Source organism: Methyloceanibacter sp. (assembly GCF_051306395.1).
In the GTDB taxonomy this organism is placed as follows: Bacteria; Pseudomonadota; Alphaproteobacteria; order Rhizobiales; family Methyloligellaceae; genus Methyloceanibacter.
On sequence record NZ_JBPPND010000029.1, the window covers coordinates 1 to 16,617 of the forward strand.

General features: G+C 63.3%; 19 protein-coding genes, 4 tRNA genes and 1 pseudogene. 17 read left to right on the top strand and 7 right to left on the bottom strand.

Translation table 11 applies throughout. From position 1 onward, the window contains the following. Positions 1-183 precede the first annotated feature (183 nt). Positions 184-1,266: an IS630 family transposase gene (locus ACSLE4_RS02495; RefSeq protein ID WP_435902917.1), complete on the top strand. Its 1,083-nt coding sequence runs from the start codon at positions 184-186 to the stop codon at positions 1,264-1,266. Between the two features lie 43 nt (positions 1,267-1,309). Here the strand turns inward: ACSLE4_RS02495 and ACSLE4_RS02500 are convergent, their stop codons facing one another. Continuing rightward, positions 1,310-2,866: a S10 family peptidase gene (locus ACSLE4_RS02500; protein WP_435902918.1), complete on the bottom strand. Its 1,557-nt coding sequence runs from the start codon at positions 2,864-2,866 to the stop codon at positions 1,310-1,312. A 139-nt stretch (positions 2,867-3,005) separates the two neighbouring features. Here ACSLE4_RS02500 and ACSLE4_RS02505 point away from each other — a divergent pair, with 139 nt between their 5' ends. From ACSLE4_RS02505 to ACSLE4_RS02515, 3 genes are all read left to right on the top strand, one after another. Beyond that, complete coding sequence (locus ACSLE4_RS02505; protein ID WP_435902919.1) at positions 3,006-3,287, top strand: hypothetical protein; 282 nt, start codon at positions 3,006-3,008, stop codon at positions 3,285-3,287. Between the two features lie 343 nt (positions 3,288-3,630). Next, positions 3,631-5,517, top strand: a complete 1,887-nt coding sequence (locus ACSLE4_RS02510) for a hypothetical protein (RefSeq protein ID WP_435902920.1) — start codon at positions 3,631-3,633, stop codon at positions 5,515-5,517. 62 nt (positions 5,518-5,579) lie between these two features. Next, positions 5,580-5,798 carry a hypothetical protein gene (locus ACSLE4_RS02515; protein ID WP_435902921.1) on the top strand — a complete coding sequence of 73 codons (219 nt, stop codon included), beginning with the start codon at positions 5,580-5,582 and terminating at the stop codon, positions 5,796-5,798. Positions 5,799-5,816: 18 nt separating this feature from the next. Here the strand turns inward: ACSLE4_RS02515 and ACSLE4_RS02520 are convergent, their stop codons facing one another. Continuing rightward, entirely contained in the window at positions 5,817-6,107 is a 291-nt protein-coding gene (locus ACSLE4_RS02520) for a hypothetical protein (RefSeq protein WP_435902922.1), read from the bottom strand. A 406-nt stretch (positions 6,108-6,513) separates the two neighbouring features. Here ACSLE4_RS02520 and ACSLE4_RS02525 point away from each other — a divergent pair, with 406 nt between their 5' ends. Then, the gene (locus ACSLE4_RS02525; protein WP_435902923.1) at positions 6,514-6,918 is read left to right on the top strand and encodes an Hpt domain-containing protein; all 405 of its coding nucleotides are present in this window, start codon (positions 6,514-6,516) and stop codon (positions 6,916-6,918) included. 78 nt (positions 6,919-6,996) lie between these two features. Here ACSLE4_RS02525 and ACSLE4_RS02530 read toward each other — a convergent pair. From ACSLE4_RS02530 to ACSLE4_RS02545, 4 genes are all read right to left on the bottom strand, one after another. Then, positions 6,997-7,072, bottom strand: a tRNA-Thr gene (locus tag ACSLE4_RS02530). A 109-nt stretch (positions 7,073-7,181) separates the two neighbouring features. Beyond that, on the bottom strand, positions 7,182-8,093 hold the full coding sequence (locus ACSLE4_RS02535) for an autotransporter outer membrane beta-barrel domain-containing protein (RefSeq protein WP_435902924.1): 912 nt from the start codon (positions 8,091-8,093) through the stop codon (positions 7,182-7,184). A 101-nt stretch (positions 8,094-8,194) separates the two neighbouring features. Beyond that, complete coding sequence (locus ACSLE4_RS02540; RefSeq protein WP_435902925.1) at positions 8,195-8,614, bottom strand: hypothetical protein; 420 nt, start codon at positions 8,612-8,614, stop codon at positions 8,195-8,197. Between the two features lie 8 nt (positions 8,615-8,622). Continuing rightward, on the bottom strand, positions 8,623-8,859 hold the full coding sequence (locus ACSLE4_RS02545; RefSeq protein ID WP_435902926.1) for a glycine zipper domain-containing protein: 237 nt from the start codon (positions 8,857-8,859) through the stop codon (positions 8,623-8,625). Positions 8,860-9,110: 251 nt separating this feature from the next. Here ACSLE4_RS02545 and ACSLE4_RS02550 point away from each other — a divergent pair, with 251 nt between their 5' ends. Beyond that, positions 9,111-9,431, top strand: coding sequence for a hypothetical protein (locus ACSLE4_RS02550; RefSeq protein WP_435902927.1), 321 nt, complete (start codon positions 9,111-9,113; stop codon positions 9,429-9,431). A gap of 242 nt (positions 9,432-9,673) precedes the next feature. After that, a complete protein-coding gene (locus tag ACSLE4_RS02555) occupies positions 9,674-10,087 on the top strand; it encodes a hypothetical protein (RefSeq protein WP_435902928.1) in 414 nt (137 codons plus the stop codon). Between the two features lie 89 nt (positions 10,088-10,176). Here the strand turns inward: ACSLE4_RS02555 and rlmB are convergent, their stop codons facing one another. After that, entirely contained in the window at positions 10,177-10,965 is a 789-nt protein-coding gene (gene rlmB / locus ACSLE4_RS02560; RefSeq protein ID WP_435902929.1) for a 23S rRNA (guanosine(2251)-2'-O)-methyltransferase RlmB, read from the bottom strand. 203 nt (positions 10,966-11,168) lie between these two features. Between rlmB and ACSLE4_RS02565 the strand changes: the two genes are divergently transcribed. The 10 genes and pseudogenes from ACSLE4_RS02565 to ACSLE4_RS02610 form a co-directional block, all read left to right on the top strand. Continuing rightward, a tRNA-Tyr gene (locus tag ACSLE4_RS02565) sits at positions 11,169-11,253 on the top strand. Positions 11,254-11,279: 26 nt separating this feature from the next. After that, a tRNA-Gly gene (locus tag ACSLE4_RS02570) sits at positions 11,280-11,353 on the top strand. 63 nt (positions 11,354-11,416) lie between these two features. Beyond that, positions 11,417-11,493, top strand: a tRNA-Trp gene (locus tag ACSLE4_RS02575). Between the two features lie 75 nt (positions 11,494-11,568). Then, on the top strand, positions 11,569-11,766 hold the full coding sequence (secE, locus tag ACSLE4_RS02580) for a preprotein translocase subunit SecE (protein ID WP_435902930.1): 198 nt from the start codon (positions 11,569-11,571) through the stop codon (positions 11,764-11,766). A 20-nt stretch (positions 11,767-11,786) separates the two neighbouring features. Further along, positions 11,787-12,317, top strand: a complete 531-nt coding sequence (nusG, locus tag ACSLE4_RS02585; RefSeq protein WP_435902931.1) for a transcription termination/antitermination protein NusG — start codon at positions 11,787-11,789, stop codon at positions 12,315-12,317. Between the two features lie 48 nt (positions 12,318-12,365). Then, positions 12,366-12,794 carry a 50S ribosomal protein L11 gene (gene rplK / locus ACSLE4_RS02590; protein WP_435902932.1) on the top strand — a complete coding sequence of 143 codons (429 nt, stop codon included), beginning with the start codon at positions 12,366-12,368 and terminating at the stop codon, positions 12,792-12,794. Positions 12,795-12,797: 3 nt separating this feature from the next. Further along, the gene (gene rplA, locus ACSLE4_RS02595) at positions 12,798-13,496 is read left to right on the top strand and encodes a 50S ribosomal protein L1 (RefSeq protein ID WP_435902933.1); all 699 of its coding nucleotides are present in this window, start codon (positions 12,798-12,800) and stop codon (positions 13,494-13,496) included. 341 nt (positions 13,497-13,837) lie between these two features. Beyond that, the gene (rplJ, locus tag ACSLE4_RS02600) at positions 13,838-14,353 is read left to right on the top strand and encodes a 50S ribosomal protein L10 (protein WP_435902934.1); all 516 of its coding nucleotides are present in this window, start codon (positions 13,838-13,840) and stop codon (positions 14,351-14,353) included. A 48-nt stretch (positions 14,354-14,401) separates the two neighbouring features. Continuing rightward, on the top strand, positions 14,402-14,779 hold the full coding sequence (gene rplL, locus ACSLE4_RS02605) for a 50S ribosomal protein L7/L12 (RefSeq protein ID WP_435902935.1): 378 nt from the start codon (positions 14,402-14,404) through the stop codon (positions 14,777-14,779). A gap of 154 nt (positions 14,780-14,933) precedes the next feature. After that, positions 14,934-16,617, top strand: a pseudogene (locus tag ACSLE4_RS02610) (DNA-directed RNA polymerase subunit beta); the annotation flags it as partial.

Consider the following 16,617-nt stretch of genomic DNA (forward strand, 5'->3'; position numbering starts at 1 on the left):
TGCCAGTTGGTAGAGTCTCAGCGTTCTGCGGCTGAGACTCTACCAACTGGCCAATGGTCTGAGAAGGGCTCGAAGCCGTCATCCGCTTTCGCTCAGTTATGGGTCCTGACCCTAGTGGATTGATCGGATCAAAGGAGTCCGATTTGGGATTCCGTGTTTGGTTGTGGCGTGCGAGTCTGCGGCATGCGCACAGGTATCTCCTTCGCCGTCTCGTCTCGTGACCGTCAGCGATTGCAAGCGATCGTCGCGGACCCCATGAGCCCGCAGAAGCACGTCTGGCGGGCGCGTATCGTCCTTTTGAGCGGCGAGGGTCTGGGCACCTCGGCGATCATGGCCGCCACGGCCAATTCCAAGACCTGCGTGTGGCGCTGGCAGGAGCGGTTCATGCACGAAGGCGTGGACGGCCTGCTTCGCGACAAGACCCGTCCGCCCGGCAAGGCGCCGGTGTCGCCGGAGCGCGTCGCCGAGATCGTCCGCCTGACGCAGGAACCGCCGCCGTTTGAGGCGACCCACTGGACGTTGCGCGCGATGGCGAAGGTGGCCGGCGTCGCGGCGTCGACGGTCCAGGCGATCTGGAAGGCCCATGGCCTCAGCCCGCACCGCTGGCGGCACTTCAAGCTCTCGACCGACCCGGCCTTCGCCGAGAAACTCACCGAGATCGTCGGCCTGTATGTCGATCCGCCGGCCCATGCCGTGGTGCTGTCGGTCGACGAGAAGTCGCAGATCCAGGCACTCGAGCGCACCCAGCCCGGCCTGCCGATGAAGAAGGGCCGCGCCGGCACGATGACCCACGACTACAAACGGCACGGCACGACGACGCTGTTCGCCGCGCTCAACGTGCTGGATGGGACGGTCATCGGACAGAACATGCAGCGCCACCGCCATCAGGAGTTCATCCGTTTCCTCAACCGCATCGAGCGCGAGACCCCGGCGGACAAGGATATCCACGTCATCCTCGACAACTACGCGGCGCACAAGAAGGACAAGGTGCGCGCCTGGCTCGCCCGCCATCCGCGCTGGACCTTCCACTTCACGCCGACTTCCTGCTCCTGGCTCAACGCCGTCGAGGGCTTCTTCGCCAAACTCACACGGCGCAGGCTCAGGCATGGCGTCTTCCATTCCGTCGTCGAACTCCAGGCCGCCATCAACCGCTTCGTGCGCGAATACAATACCGAGAACCCGCAACCATTCACCTGGAGAGCCAATCCCGATGACATCATCGCCGCTCGAAACAGAGGGTTCCAAACGTTGGAATCAATCCACTAGCCGATCGGCCGTGCCCGATCACGCGCAACGGAACGGCTAGAAGTTAGCCTTGCGATGGGGCCGAAGACAGAGCCCGCCGGTACATCGTCTCCACGTCTTTCTTGAGCGCGCGCCGGGAGTCGGGCCGCAGATAGAGCATGTGACCGCCAGCATAGTCCTCGATGGTGATGGGGCTTGCGCCTTCGAGCGGCGGAAGCTGCTTCACCAGATAAGCCGGCGCCATATAGGGCGTGATGAGGTCGGTGTAGCCGGTGGCGATCATCACCTCGAGGGCGCGATTCGCGGCGCGCGCCTCCTGGATGTCGTCGAGCACGCCGGCATAGCCTTGTCTGGTCGGGCTGGTGCCGTAGTCCCATTTGCCGCTCACCTGGCGGTTCAGCAGCTCGAAAGGCTCCTCGGTTTTGAAGCCAAGTTCCTCTCGCGCGTATTGCACGAATGCCGAAGTCCAGAGCGGCACGGTGGCGTCGAGCACCGGGTCGGGCCCCTGCGGCCAAGCGCTTGAGGGATGCGGGTCGGGCCCACTGACGCTGCCGTCGTAGCGGCTCAGGACCTGGCCGCCGGCGCGGTCGAATTCCTTGATGAAGAAAGAGGGCGTGATGCGGGCAAGGCGCTGCTCGACGTCCTTGAGCGGCAGCCCGGTCAGTTCCGCGACACGCGCGCTCGCCGCCTTGCCGCCTTCCTCCGCGCCCGAGGCCAGTGCCACGAGATAGTCGGTCATGGCGTAGCGCTCGGCCTCTTTCAAAGCCTCGGCAAGCCCTTCGCGCGTGGCGATGCCTTCGCTCTCGAGCTTGACCGCGGCATAAGAGGGAAGGGCCAGCGCCCAGGGCATGGGGTCGTAGTCTTCGCCATGCAGCAGCGCGAATTCGAGCGCCGGCGACACCAGCACGAGCCCGCTCGGCGAGACGCCTCCAGTCTTTTGAAGCTTGCGGGTGATCGTCGCTGCCCGGAAGCCGCCATAGCTTTCGCCGGCGATGAAGACCGGCGAGCCAATGCGTCCGTTCTCGGTCAGATAGAGGCGGATAAACTCGGCGAGCGAGTCCGTATCCTGCTCGACGCCCCAAAAGTCCTTGTCCTCCTTGCTACCGGTGGCGCGGCTATAGCCCGTGCCAACAGGATCGACGAACACCAGATCGGTGAAGTCGAGCCAGCTCGCGTCGTTGGCAATGAGGCGCGGTGGCGGCCCGATCAACTCGCCGGTGTCGGTGGCCTCCACGATTCTCGGACCGATCGTACCGAGATGTAAATAAGTCGAGGCGGCGCCGGGGCCACCGTTGAAGACGAACGTGACGGGCCGGTTGGCGTCCTCAGGCTCCCTGGCATAAGCGACGTAGAAGATCTCTGCGGTTGGCTTGCCATCATCGTCGCGGGGCTCGATGGCGCCGGCCACGGCGCTGTAGGGAATCTTCTCGCCGTCCATCTCCAGCGTATGATGGGTGATCGCGGTCGGCGGCAGCCGCAGGCGGACTTCCTGGCTGTCGGTTTCCGATTGAGCGGTCTTGGAGGCCTCGTTCGCCTCGGCCATCGCCGCGTGCGGAGCGCCAAGGGCGAGGAGAACGCCAAGACATAGGGCGCTTGAGAAGAGGCGGAGAGTGTTCGTCACGGAGACCTGTCGGCTGCTTGCGTTCTTGAAGGCTGACAGGAGAGATAATCAGACATACGGGCAGTCTCAAGGCGAAGTCTTCTCGGGGCTAGGTCTTGCTACCATCACCGCGCCATCATTGGGGCTCAAGCAACCGGCAATGACTAGACAAGTCTTGATCGTGGCCGCCTTGCTACCTCTATGGCTTAGCCTTTTCGCCTGCGCCTCACGCGAAGACCTTCAGGCCGAGCGTGTGGCCAAGCAAGCGGCCAGTGAGGCCGAGGACGATGCCAAGTGCCGCAGCGCCAATGGGGAGCCCGGGAGTGCCGAGTATGACGCCTGCCGCCAAGACTTGGCCGCGCAGAGAGCCCGCCAGGCCGACATCGACTACCAAAAGGCACGGGATTTCGACCGGGTTCTGGGCGGTTTGGACGATCTTTAGGGTCGTCAACCCCGCCGCCACACCTTCATAGAAAAGTCGTATCCCCCGGTTTGGCCGTTGGCCACCATCGCTTTGACCGCTAAGCTAGGAGCAGCGGAAAGCTGACAGCCGAAACGCTTGCTTTATCGGGGCGCAGCCAGGGACGGCGCCCGCGGCTCGCCGGGCCGAGGCAATATGATGTCTGGCAGCTTGTCTTGCGGCGGAGGCTCCGGGATCAGGGGGAGGGAGCTTCGTGCGGGCACCGGCATGCGTGCTCTCCTTGCGTACCGAGTGAGTCTTGCGGTGATTACGAGGCTCGATCTCGATCGGGTCCTTTGCGGAGCCTTTTGGCATGGCCAGTCCAATGCGTAAGAAGCGTGCCTGGTCCACCCGGGAAGACGACGCCGAGTCCAAAGAGACTGCGGCGTTCGAGGCGACTGTTGCCGCCGCCAAGGATACGGCTGCCAAGTCCGGAGCTTTTCTCTCCAGCGCCAACGAAGATCTGACCGACCACCACCGCTGGCTGCGCGCCCAAAGCGCCGCGGTGGAGCGCGACCGGCATCGGCATGAGCGCTGGCTGCAGCGCCAGCGGGACCAGCGTCTTGCATTGGCCAAGAAAGAGCGGGTGCGCCGCCGCCGCCAGCTCATGCGGCAGCGTGCGATGCTGGCCACGCGGGGGGCGATCGTCGCCGGGCTGCTGTTCGTCCGCTCCTGGATTGCCTTCGCCTTCGCAAAGATCGGCGCCGGCTTCAAATTTGTCGGCACGTTGATAGGGCGCGGCTTCGCCTCTATAGGGCGCCAGATCGCCACAGGTACGCGGTGGATCGGCGCCAAGCTCGGGATGGCCGCAAGCGAGGCGGGCAGGGGCCTTTCCGCCGGCTCGTCGCTCATCGCCTCGAAGATCGGCACTGGACTTTCAGCCGCGGGCGCCAAAAGCTCCGTGTTTGCCGGCGCCACGGGCCGCACCGCCTCGAGCGGCTTCTCTCATCTCGCTGCCAAGGCATCGGAACTTGGCGCGGCAAGCAAGCGCGGGCTCGCGAGCGGCTATCGTTGGAGCAGGACGCGCGCGACGGCGGCTTCTCCTGCGGTCTACACGCAGTTGGCAAAATTCGGCCGCCGGGCCGAACACTTCGCCCGCACGCGGGCGGCGGGCGCTGAGCGTATCTCTCCAGCGGAGGTGCAAACACCACCGGCGGCGTCGGTTCATGTCATCGAGGTCTACGGGCCCCATAAGGAAAGTGTCGAGCTCTTCGGCCGCCGGGCGAACGATCCCTGGACGCCGGCGTCAGAGGCCCCCCAAAACTCAGGTGCGGCCGAAGTCTACGGGCCGTTCTATGAAGGGTTCTGGGTCGAGGGCGCTTCGCCTAACGAGCCACATGCCGCGCCCCCGCTTGGCTCTCGGGCGGGAGAGGAAAGCGCGCTATCTTCGTGGGGGGGCGGAGCGCGCGGACGCGCCGGGGCTTTTGCCACGCAAGCGCGCATCGCGGCAGGGCAGGCCGGTGCCTGGACATGGACACACGCTGGCCGCGCGGGCGCTTGGGCCGGGGCCCAGCCTTGGGCTAAGACGGAAAGCTGGGCTAGGGCGAAGGCCCGGGCGGAAACGTGGGCACGAACGAGGGATGTCGATCTTAGCCAGATGATGATTATCGCGGGTGCTGTGTTGCTGGTGTGTGGCGGGCTGCTGGTTAGCGGCGGCCTCCTCATGCGCGCGGGCGCCCGCACCACGACGGTCGCGGATATCGCGCCCGAAGAGACGTTCTCCGGCATCACCTGGACCTTCAACGAACCCGATCTTCCCTTGCCGCAGCGCGCCGTTTTCACGCTGTCGGGAACGCCGGAGTCGTTTCGCATCAACGGACTGTCCGTGAGCGGTGTGAACAATTCCGATCGGCCATTGACCGGTCTCCAAGGCGTGTTGAAGCCGGACGTGCAGCGGCCGGACCTCAGGCTCTCGCTCCAGGTGGACGAGAAGATATCGGCCGGTGAGGGTGCGGCGCAACAGACGCCTGTCGTTGCGCCGGGCACGGTGCCTGCCCACACGCCGTTCCGTCTCGTGTTTCCCTTCCCGCCGGAGGCCATGGGCGGGGAGGATGGCATCACGGTGGATGAGTTCTTCGACTCCTATGGCGGGCTGCTGCTGAAGCTCCGCTACGAGATCGAGGGCGTGGAGAAATCGGTCATCCAGTATCTCGGACCGGACCTGCTCAAAGGGCAGCTCGACGAAGTGTCGGCGCCAGTTGCTGGCGGCTAAGGCAGTCTGGGCAGGAACGGCATTGGCTGCCAAGCGTTGAATCCAGGGAAAGGATTAACGCCATGAGCAAGAAGACCCCGAAGCGCCGGACGATCGAGGAAGCCGATACGCCGGTCAGCCGGCCCGAGGCGCCCGAGACACAACGGGGAAACCGCGCGGCGCGTCTTCTCAGGGCGGATACCCTGCCGAGGGGTGGCGCCATGATCACCGAGAATACCGATCCGGCGGAAGGCTCCGAGACGGAGGTGGCGCTGAAGCGAGCCGCTCGGCGCAAGTCGTAGTCCGCGTCGCGGCGTCTCCTAATTGCAATTGATCACGCGCGGGCCGCAGTTCCGCATCCGCAAGCACACATTGAACTGATTGCAGCAGGCGGTGGTGCAGCCGGCGATATCGGCGTTCACGTCGAGCGCCCTGGCGGCGCAGACATCGTTGCAGGACTGAAAGTCGTTGTTGCAGACCCGCAGGGACTGGCTGCCCAGAGTGCAGGCCGACGGCGTGGGCTTCAGCGACTGAAAGGGCTGCGCCGTCTGGGCGTGACCCACGGACGCCGCGAATATAAGTCCGAGCGCGAGCAGCACAATCCTTGTCATTTTGATCTTCTACCCCGCCGCTTGATCCCGCGTCCCGGCCGATCCCGGCTGAACCTATCTTATGGTGCCGGCCGGAGGATTCGAAGCCCCAGCCGTTCAGGCCGGTATCATGACGCAGAGCGTGCCCCAGCGGAACCACTGTTACGAAGCCATCAAAAGACCGGCTACCACTGCGCCGGTCTAATGGCATGGCTGGGGGACGGCTCGCTGCGCGCCGCCCTTCAAGCGGTCGCGATAAGACCGGGTTCGAAGTCGTTTAGGACGGCGACGGGGAGGGCACGCTCACCGTGCGTGCCTCCGACATCGCCGCCGAGAACGTGAATATCATCGAGGAGTAGTCTAGACAACGTCTAGGTACTACCTGGTTGTCTGCTCCGGTTTCTGGAGTGTGGAGTAGGAGTGCGTCATGGTTTTGCGGCCCGAAGCGGATGTGCCAGTGAGTTCATTCAGGGCGCTGGTCATAAGACACTGCGCAACGTTGGCGGAACGGGTCGACGCCCTTCATGGGATCACATCGTCCTTCGCCGGCGCGGGCGACCCTGCAGCCCAAATCGGCCAGGCTCGCACGTTGGCGCACCAGATCGCCGGCGCCGGAGGTTCAATCGGGTTTGACCGGCTGAGCGATCTGGCGGCTGCGCTCGAGCACAAGCTCGACGAGGTGCTGGAGGCCGCCCAGCCGCCAAGTAGAGAGCAGCTTGCCGAGGTCGCGGTTCTTTGCGCGGACCTCGAGCGCGAGGCGCAGCAAACGAAACCCGAGCACTCGCGGCTCTACAACCTCGACCTTGCCGCCGTGACCAGGACGGGAACTTGAGCGAGGATTCTCGATGGCCCCTCGGGAAGCCTGTGGTCCGCTGTCAGCCCCATGACCATCACTAAGTCATTGTATTATTGGTGCCGGCTGGAGGATTCGAACCCCCGACCTACTGATTACAAATCAGCCGCTCTACCAACTGAGCTAAGCCGGCCCTTTGGCGTTCCGAGGCCCGGTCTTCGAGCCGGGCACGATCCACGCCCTTTATCCCACTTTTCCCCGCGCACTCAAGCAGGCGCGCGAAGCCGCCTGAGACAGAGGCTCTAATAGGTATTGAAGCGGTAGGTGGCGTTGCCGAACACGCCGAAGCGGTCGCTGGAGAAATCCCGAACGTCGGTGAGGCCGAGGTCGGTGTAGCTGTTGGTCTCGGCGTACCAGTAGCGCACGCCGGCGCCGAAGGCCCAATGGTCGGTCACGTCGAGCCGGACCTCGCCCTCGAGCTGATAGCCCCAGCCCGGTCCGCTGTCGCCCGTCGCCTCGGCGGTCCTCCCAATGGCGCGGGGCACCAGATTCCGCACGTCGGTCGACAGATAGGCCACGGGAAGGATGGCGGCGTCGGCGCGAAGCGTCAGCCGATCCGAGAACTTCGCCGTGAGTTCGGCGCCGAGCCTGAGCGACGACCAGCTCACTTCCCCGCTCGCCGACTGCTCGGAGAAGGGAATGAGCAGGCTTCCCGGCGTACAGGGCAGACCGTCGACGCTGCCTGTCTCGCAGCGCGCGCCGAAGGCATCGAGCGTCTCTTCCCAGTAATTGAAGCCGACGAACGGGCTGAACACGACGCGCGTTCCCGTGTCCAGGAGCTTGAAGTCCTGTCCGACATCCATGGTGCCGAAGACCAAGCCCTCGCCGTCGACATCGCTCGAGAAATCCATGAAGCGGACGTCGGTTGATCCGCCGTTCAACCAGCCCCCGCCGACGAAGCCCTTGAAGAAGGTCCGCGTCTCGTTGCGCACAGCGAAGACGAATTCAAGCGAGTTACCGTCCTGATCGTCGGACGTGAGCGTCGAGCTTCCTTCGCTGTACCAGTAGCGGATGCCGAGGTCCCATTGGGGCTCGGGATTCGACAGAGGCGGCAAGGGAATGGCGTAGGGCCGCGGCACATCCGCGACCTGCGCCTGCGCCTCGCCAGCGATGCAGGCCGAAACCAGCAGCACCAGACTGAAAGCCCTTAGCATCGTTCTCGCCTCGCCCCTCGGTGGATAAGCGCTTTGCTTCTCCTTCAGGGTGCAAGACGGGTGGTTAAGACGGGATTAAGAAGCGTGCCGGAATGGCACGTTTAGCGGCGGCGGCTCGCCAGAAGGCCGGCGGCGAAGGCGGCGACGAGGAGGGTAAGCGGGCCCACCTGCTGCATGGCCTTGCCGACACTCTGGTCGATCATGGCCATGCCTTCGGCGGGCGCTTCCATCAAGCTCTGGGGCTCCGTCTTCTTCTGGCGCGTGACGATGGGAATGAAGGCGAGGACGATCAGGGCGAGCACGACGAGGGCGCCGGCCACGATGCCAGCCGCCGCTACCGCCGTGAAGCCATACACGATCAGCGCCTGATAGCCGGCGACCAACCCGAAGGCGATCGCGAACAGTAGGATCACGGCGGCGATGGCGATAATGACCGCCTTTTTCACCGACCGCTCGACGGCATCCTTGATGCGCGTCCCAATCTGAAGGGAGGAAACGGCCGTCAATATGAGGTGCAGCATGAAGCCTCCTAGCGGCGGGTGAAGACGCCGAATAGGAAGCCCAGCCCGGCGGCGATCGCGACGGCCTGAAGCGGATTGCTCTTTATTGCTTCCTCTGCGTCCTGCTTAGTCTCCATCGCCTTGTTCTGGGCGCGGTTCATCTGCTTGCTCGCGATGCTGCTGACAGTCGAGGACAGATTCTGCATGTCGGCGCGGATCGCCTCGATCTGCGCGTTCAAATCTTCGGTTTCTTTGTTTGTCGCCATTGGGGGGGTCTCCCTGAAAACTATTGGAGTTGCTTACCTTAGAAGCAACTCTTGCCTTGGGATCTTTGTTCCGAATGCGGATCGAAGATAACTCCATTGGTGTGTCAGTTGATCGACGGGGATATGTCACTGTCAAGTTTTGCCGGCGAACCATGCACCGTCATTTCTTGCCGGAGCCTTGCGTTGCTGAAGGCTCTTTCTTCGTTTAGAGTCTGAGTGCTTAAGAGGGGTGTCTTAGGGGGAATCAGGGCATGGCCGACAAGACGTTTGGACTCGCCTTTGCAGGCGCCCTGTTGCTGGGGCTGGTCCCGTGCGGGGTGGCGCAGGCCGCGATGCCGGCTCTCGAGCTCTCCACGCCAGTGGCCCGGGTCATAACGGTTGCCCAAGAGGGGCCGCGCTTCCATCACGGCAAGCGGGCGCAAAGCGTCTATTGCCTGCGGCGGAATTACTGGTGGTTCTACCGGCCCTACACCACCGCGCAAGAGGACTTCCCGCGCTGCGAGCCCTATTTCCACTATCTTGAGCCGGCCAATGGACGCCGGGGTGCAGAGGCGGAGCGTTACTTCAAGTAGGCACCTCAAATAGACTTGCGTGAAGTCCCTCTGTAGTCGCTTTCTCATAAATACTTTGTCTGGCCGATTTGTGCCGTTTCGGGCCAATCGTTAGTATGTGCGTAATACTTTTCTTGGGGCGCGCGGGACTCTATTAACTTTACCGATACTTGAACGCCGTAGTCTCAGGACAGCCTTTCGCTGGCCGCACCAAGCCAGTTGGGGCCGCCCCTAGTCCCGTTGTCCCGAGTGGAGTTCCGAGTATGAAATTCCTGTTCAGTGTTGCCGCCGTGGTGGCGGCGGCGGTCGGTTTCAGCCTGCTATCCGCGGCCGATGCGGACGCTGGAGGCTGCCTTACCGGCTGGCGCTGCAACGCCGCCGTTCTCGTTCCCGCGCCCAATCCGATACCGTTGCGCCGCCTACGCCGGCCGCGCGTCGTTGCGCCCGCACCATGCGTTGCGCCTTGCGGTGCCGCGCCGGTTGCCGTGGCGCCGGCGCCTTGCGTCGCCCCATGCGGCTTGCCGCCGGGACCGACCGCGTACCGCTACCGGGCGCCGAACTACTACGCCTATTACAAGCAGCCGGCTTATGCGGGCGAGTGCGGGCTCAGCACCTGCAACACTTATTGGCGCAGGGACTGCTGGTACGATTCGTTCGGCCGACGCTTCTGCAACTGATTTCTCGATCTTCCGGCGCAAGCTGGTTGATTCCCGGACCCGAGGGGGAGGGTGCTGAAAGCACCTTCTCCCTCGTGTACGTTTGGGGATCAAACGCCTTTCGCCTTGAGACGGGCCCAATGCAGAGCGATGGCCGCCGCGTTCGAGACGTTGAGGCTCGCAAGCGCACTTGCCGTCGAGATGCGGCACAAGCGATCGCAGCGTTCGCGCGTGAGCTGACGCAAGCCTTTGCCTTCGGCCCCGAGCACCAGCGCCAGCGGCCGGGCGATCTCGGTATCCTCCAGCGTGGCATTCGCCTCTTCGGCAAGCCCAATCCGCAATACGCCGCGTTCGCCGAGCTCGGCGAGGGCCTGGCTCAGATTCTTCACCAGAATGAGGGGCACGAGATCGAGCGCGCCGCTGGCCGACTTGGCAAGCACGCCTGACAACGGCGGACTATGCCGCTCGGTGAGCACGAGGCCGCTCGCGCCGAAGGCCGCGGCCGAGCGGAGCGCCGCGCCCACATTGTGCGGGTCGGTCACCTGGTCGAGTACGAGGAGGATGCCGTCGGAATCGATGTCGTCCAGAGAGACGGGTTCGAGCGGTCCCGCCTGCAGGACTACGCCTTGATGTACCGTGTCGGGGCCAAGTTGGCGGTCGAGATCCTTCGGCAGAACCCGCTCCGGGATGAGGTTGCGCTCCGCGATGAGGGGCCCCAGCCGATGGGCGGCGTTCTCGGTTGCGCGCAAGGCGTAGACCGGGCGCCGCCGATTGGCGAGCGCCGCCTCCACGGCGTGGAGGCCGAAGAGGAGAACGCGGTCGGATTCGGGTTTTCGTTGCGCCGGGCCCCGCCTGTTCTTGGCGAAGGGTTTGGAATGCTTGGGGTTTTGGCGCGCCATGGGCGGACGACCTCGCTTGCAAAGAGGGTGGAAGGGGCGCGGGACCTACTATAAAACCTAGGAATTCCAGTCCGCTCGTCCTGATTTACAGTTGACAGAGACCGAATGGCTACTCATAAACGCGGCTATTGCGGACCCTGCCGGCCGACGGCGGGGTGTTTTTGCTTGGTTACAATCACCAGTCAATCCATCTGACCTTTCAAGGAGGGGTGCCCGAGTGGCTAAAGGGGACGGGCTGTAAACCCGTTGGCTATGCCTACGTTGGTTCGAATCCAACCCCCTCCACCACCACTTCGTTTATGAGGCGGATGGATGCGGGTGTAGCTCAATGGTAGAGCAGCAGCCTTCCAAGCTGACGACGAGGGTTCGATTCCCTTCACCCGCTCCAGCAAGTTAGGCCCCGAGGCGATTGATTTAATAGTGAATTTTAGGGTGAAGGCGCGAAGTCGATAGGAGTGTAGCTCAACTGGCTAGAGCACCGGTCTCCAAAACCGGGGGTTGGGGGTTCGAGTCCCTCCACTCCTGCCAGGTTGCGGAGCGGAGAGCGGCCAGGAGCTCAAGAAGACGGGAACGGGCCGAATGGGCCCGGCGGCAAGGACAGAGATGGCGAGAACGAATCCCTTCGAGTTTCTCCAGCAGGTGCGCACGGAAGTGTCGAAGGTCACCTGGCCGACCCGCCGGGAGACCGTCGTTACCACGTTCATGGTGCTGCTGATGTCGTTCGCCGCGGCGCTGTTTTTTCTCGGGGTGGACTGGGTGTTGGGCATGGTCGTCCAGCTCATCCTGGGCATGAGATTCTAAGAGGTCGAGGCTTTCGTCCGATGGCAATGCGCTGGTACATCGTCCACGCCTATTCGAACTTCGAGCGGAAGGTCGCCGAGTCCATCAAGGAGCGCGCCGCCTCCGCCGGTCTCGACGATTTGTTCGAGGATGTCCTGGTGCCGATGGAGGAAGTCGTGGAGATGCGGCGCGGCCGGAAGGTCTCCTCCGAGCGTAAGTTTTTTCCGGGCTATGTGCTCGCCAAGATGGAACTCAACGACGAGACCTATCATCTGATCAAGAACACGCCGAAGGTTACGGGCTTTCTTGGCACGGACAACAAGCCGATCCCGATCACCGAGGAGGAGGCGGGCCGCATCCTCCTTCAGGTGCAGGAGGGCGTCGAACGCCCGAAGCCGTCCGTCACCTTCGAGATCGGCGAGCAGGTGCGTGTAGCCGACGGTCCGTTCGCTTCGTTCAACGGCCTCGTGGAAGAGGTCGACGAGGAGCGCGCGCGGCTCAAAGTGGCGGTTTCGATTTTCGGCCGGGCGACCCCGGTCGAGCTGGAATATGCACAAGTGGAGAAGCTCTAACGGTTGCGCTTTATGCGTACGAGTTAGCGGAACGCAGGACGAATTGGGATGGCCAAGAAGATTGACGGTTATATCAAGTTGCAGGTGCCGGCAGGGCAGGCGAATCCGTCGCCGCCGATCGGTCCCGCGCTCGGTCAGCGTGGCGTGAACATTCCGGAGTTCTGCAAGGCCTTCAACGCAGCCACGCAGAACGTCGAGGCGGGTTCGCCGATCCCGACTGTCATTACGGTCTATGCCGACCGGTCCTTCACCTTTGAGATGAAGACGCCGCCAGCGTCCTATCTCCTGAAGAAGGCGGCGAAGGTCGGCAAGGGCTCCAAGGAGCCTGGCCGTGCGAAGGCGGGCCGCGTGACCCAGGACCAGCTCCGCGAGATCGCCGAGGTCAAGATGCAGGATTTGAATGCAAACACCGTCGAGCAAGCGATGAAGATCATCGCCGGCTCCGCCCGCTCGATGGGTCTTGAGGTGCAGGAGTAAACGATGAGCAAGCCCGGTAAGAGGTTTCGCGCCGCCGCCGAGACGGTCGAGAATGACAAGCTCTACGCCATTGAAGAGGCGGTGAAGCTGGTCAAGGGCGGGGCCAAGTCCAAGTTCGACGAGACCGTCGAGATCGCCATGAATTTGGGCGTCGACCCGCGTCACGCGGATCAGATGGTGCGCGGCGTCTGCCAGCTGCCGCATGGTTCCGGCCGCAAGCTTCGCGTCGGCGTGTTCGCCAAGGGCGACAAAGCCGAGGAAGCCAAGAAGGCGGGCGCCGATGTGGTCGGCGCCGAGGACCTGGTGGAGCAGGTGCAGAAGGGCGTGATCGAGTTCGACCGCTGCATCGCCACACCGGACATGATGCCGCTTGTCGGCCGGCTCGGTAAGGTGCTCGGCCCCCGCGGCATGATGCCCAACCCGAAGGTTGGCACCGTGACCACCGATGTCGCCGCGGCCGTAGCCGCGGCCAAGGGTGGTGCCGTGGAATTCCGCGTCGAGAAGGCGGGCGTCATTCACGCCGGCGTCGGCAAGGCAAGCTTCACCGAGGAGGCTCTGGTCGCCAACATCCGCGCCTTCGCCGATGCGGTGAACAAGGCCAAGCCTACGGGCGCCAAGGGGACGTTTGTGAAGCGTATCGCCGTGACCTCCACCATGGGGCCCGGCGTCAAGGTCGAGCCTGCCAGTTTGGGCAGCGCTTGAGTGTAAGAGTTTCGGGACTTCGGTCCCGAAGGATTGCTTGAGAATTCAGGCGATCCAGACCTGTCCGAGATTGCAGGTGCGGGAAACCGCTTAAGCCCTTCGGGCCTGCATGAGACGGGAGACGAACGGTTCGATGGCTGCGGCTAATCCGCAACCAGGAGATCGGTTTGAACCTCGTATGTGGCTCTCGCGCGATTTCGCGCAACGAGCGGGACAGGCAACAGAGCGCCGCGCGACTTAGCGCGGGGTGGCTTCTTGCCTCACCCCGCAAAGGTCTCGCGGCACGGTGTGGCCTACGGCTGCGAGGCTCGTCTTCGCGGCTTTGAATAGACGGAGTGAGCATGGAAAGAGCTGAGAAGCGCGAAGTCGTAAGTGCGCTTCACGATGTCTTCGCCAAGACCGGCGTGGTCGTCGTGGCTCACTATGCGGGCCTGTCGGTCGCCGACATGACCAAGCTGCGCAGCGACATGAGAGATGCTGGCGGCCGGGTCAAAGTGGCGAAGAACAAGCTCGTGAAGCTCGCGCTGGACGGGACCGATGCCAAGGGCATCTCGGATCTCATGACGGGGCCGACCTGCCTCGCCTATTCCGACGATCCCGTGTCGGCACCGAAGGTGGCCGTCAAGTTCGCCAAGGGGAACGAAAAGTTCGTGATCCTCGGCGGCGCGATGGGCGCCACGGTGCTCGACGCCCAGGCTGTGAACTCGCTTGCCGAGCTGCCTTCGCTCGACGAACTGCGCGGCAAACTGATTGGCCTCATTCAGGCGCCGGCGAGCAAGATCGCCCGCACCGTGAATGAGCCGGGAGCACAGCTTGCGCGGATCTTTGCCGCGTATGGCGCGAAAGAAGCGGCGTGAGCCCTAGAGATATCGCAATGCAAGAGTTGAACGTACGAGGATAAGACAATGGCAGATCTCCAGAAAATTGCAGATGACCTTTCGGGCCTTACGGTGCTCGAGGCGGCCGAGCTCGCCAAAATGCTCGAAGAGAAGTGGGGCGTCTCCGCGGCGGCTCCGGTGGCCGTGGCGGCCGCGGGCGCCGGTGGTGGTGAAGCCGCCGCAGTCGAGGAGAAGACGGACTTCGATGTCGTCCTGACCGCGGTGGGTGCCCAAAAAATCAACGTTATTAAGGAGGTTCGTGCCGTTACGAGCCTCGGCCTGAAGGAGGCCAAAGACCTCGTCGAGAGTGCGCCGAAGGCCATCAAGGAAGGCGTGCCGAAAGAAGAGGCCGAGAAGATCAAGAAGCAGCTCGAGGACGCAGGCGCGACCGTCGAGCTCAAGTAGCGTGGGTTGAAGAAGGCCCGGGCGAACACCATATAAGCCAGTTCGCCCGGGCTTCTAACCCATCCAAATTCGTGTGACGTGACAGTTCCCCAGAGTCTCCGCGGTCCAAGCGGAGTTTCCGGAGAGCGGTCGCGACGAGCCTTGAGAGGACCACATGGCGCAAACTAACGGTCACAAGCGATATCGGAAATTTTTTGGCCACATTACCGAAGTGGCCGAGATGCCGAACCTCATCGAGGTTCAGAAGCAGTCCTACGATCAATTCCTCATGGTGGACGAGCCCGAAGGCGGCCGCCTCGACGAGGGACTGCAATCCGTATTTCGCTCTGTGTTCCCGATCAAGGATTTTGGCGAGCGGGCGCAACTCGAGTTCGTGCGCTACGCCTTCGAGGCGCCGAAATACGACGTGGAGGAGTGCCAGCAGCGCGGCATGACCTTCGCCGCGCCGCTTAAAGTGACGCTTCGCCTCATCGTGTTCGATGTCAACGAGGAGACCGGGGCACGCTCGGTCAAGGACATCAAGGAGCAGGATGTCTATATGGGCGACATGCCGCTGATGACGATGAACGGCACGTTCGTCATCAACGGCACCGAGCGCGTCATCGTCTCGCAGATGCATCGCTCCCCGGGCGTGTTCTTCGATCATGATCGCGGCAAGACTCATTCGTCCGGCAAGCTCCTGTTCGCCGCGCGCATCATTCCCTATCGCGGCTCGTGGCTCGACTTCGAGTTCGACGCCAAGGATGTCGTCTATGTACGTATCGACCGGCGCCGCAAGCTGCCGGTGACCACGCTGCTCTATGCGCTCGGTCTCGATGACGAAGAGATCCTGTCGACCTTCTACGACCGCATCGTGCTGAAGGCGACGAAGGAGGGATGGCGCATGCCGTTCCGTCCCGACCGCATGCGCGGCATCAAGCCGACCACCGACCTGATCGACGCCAAGACCGGCAAGGTCGCCATCGAGGCCGGCCGTAAGGTCACCGCGCGTCTTGCCAATAAGCTCGCCGAAGAGGGCCTGAAGGAGCTGCTCATCAAAAATGAGGATCTCTATGGCCGCTATCTTGCCCAGGACATCGTCAATCTGGAGACTGGCGAGATCTACGGCGAGGCGGGCGAGGAGATCGAGGAGAAGCTGCTCGAGACGCTCAAGGAGCTGGGCCTCAAGGAAATCCCGATTCTCGACATCGACCACGTCAATATCGGCGCGTTCATCCGCAACACGCTCGCCGTCGACAAGAACTCGAACACGGATGAGGCGCTGCTCGACATCTACCGGGTGATGCGTCCCGGCGAGCCGCCGACGCCCGAGGCCGCGCAGACGCTGTTCAACGGCATCTTCTTCGATTCGGAGCGCTACGACCTGTCCGCCGTCGGCCGGGTGAAGATGAATATGCGCCTCGATCTCGATGCGCCGGACACGATGCGTACGCTGCGCAAAGAGGACATCCTCGCCGTCATCAAGACGCTGGTGGGCCTGCGCGACGGCAGGGGCGAGATTGACGATATCGACCATCTCGGCAATCGCCGGGTGCGCTCGGTCGGCGAACTGATGGAGAATCAGTATCGCGTCGGTCTGCTGCGCATGGAGCGCGCCATCAAAGAGCGCATGAGCTCGGTCGATATCGACACGGTCATGCCGCAGGACCTGATCAACGCCAAGCCCGCGGCCGCCGCGGTGCGCGAGTTCTTCGGTTCCTCACAGCTGTCGCAGTTCATGGACCAGACCAATCCGCTGTCGGAGATCACCCATAAGCGGCGCCTGTCGGCGCTTGGCCCGGGCGGTCTGACCCGCGAGCGGGCGGGCTTCGAGGTGCGCGACGTGCATCCGACCCATT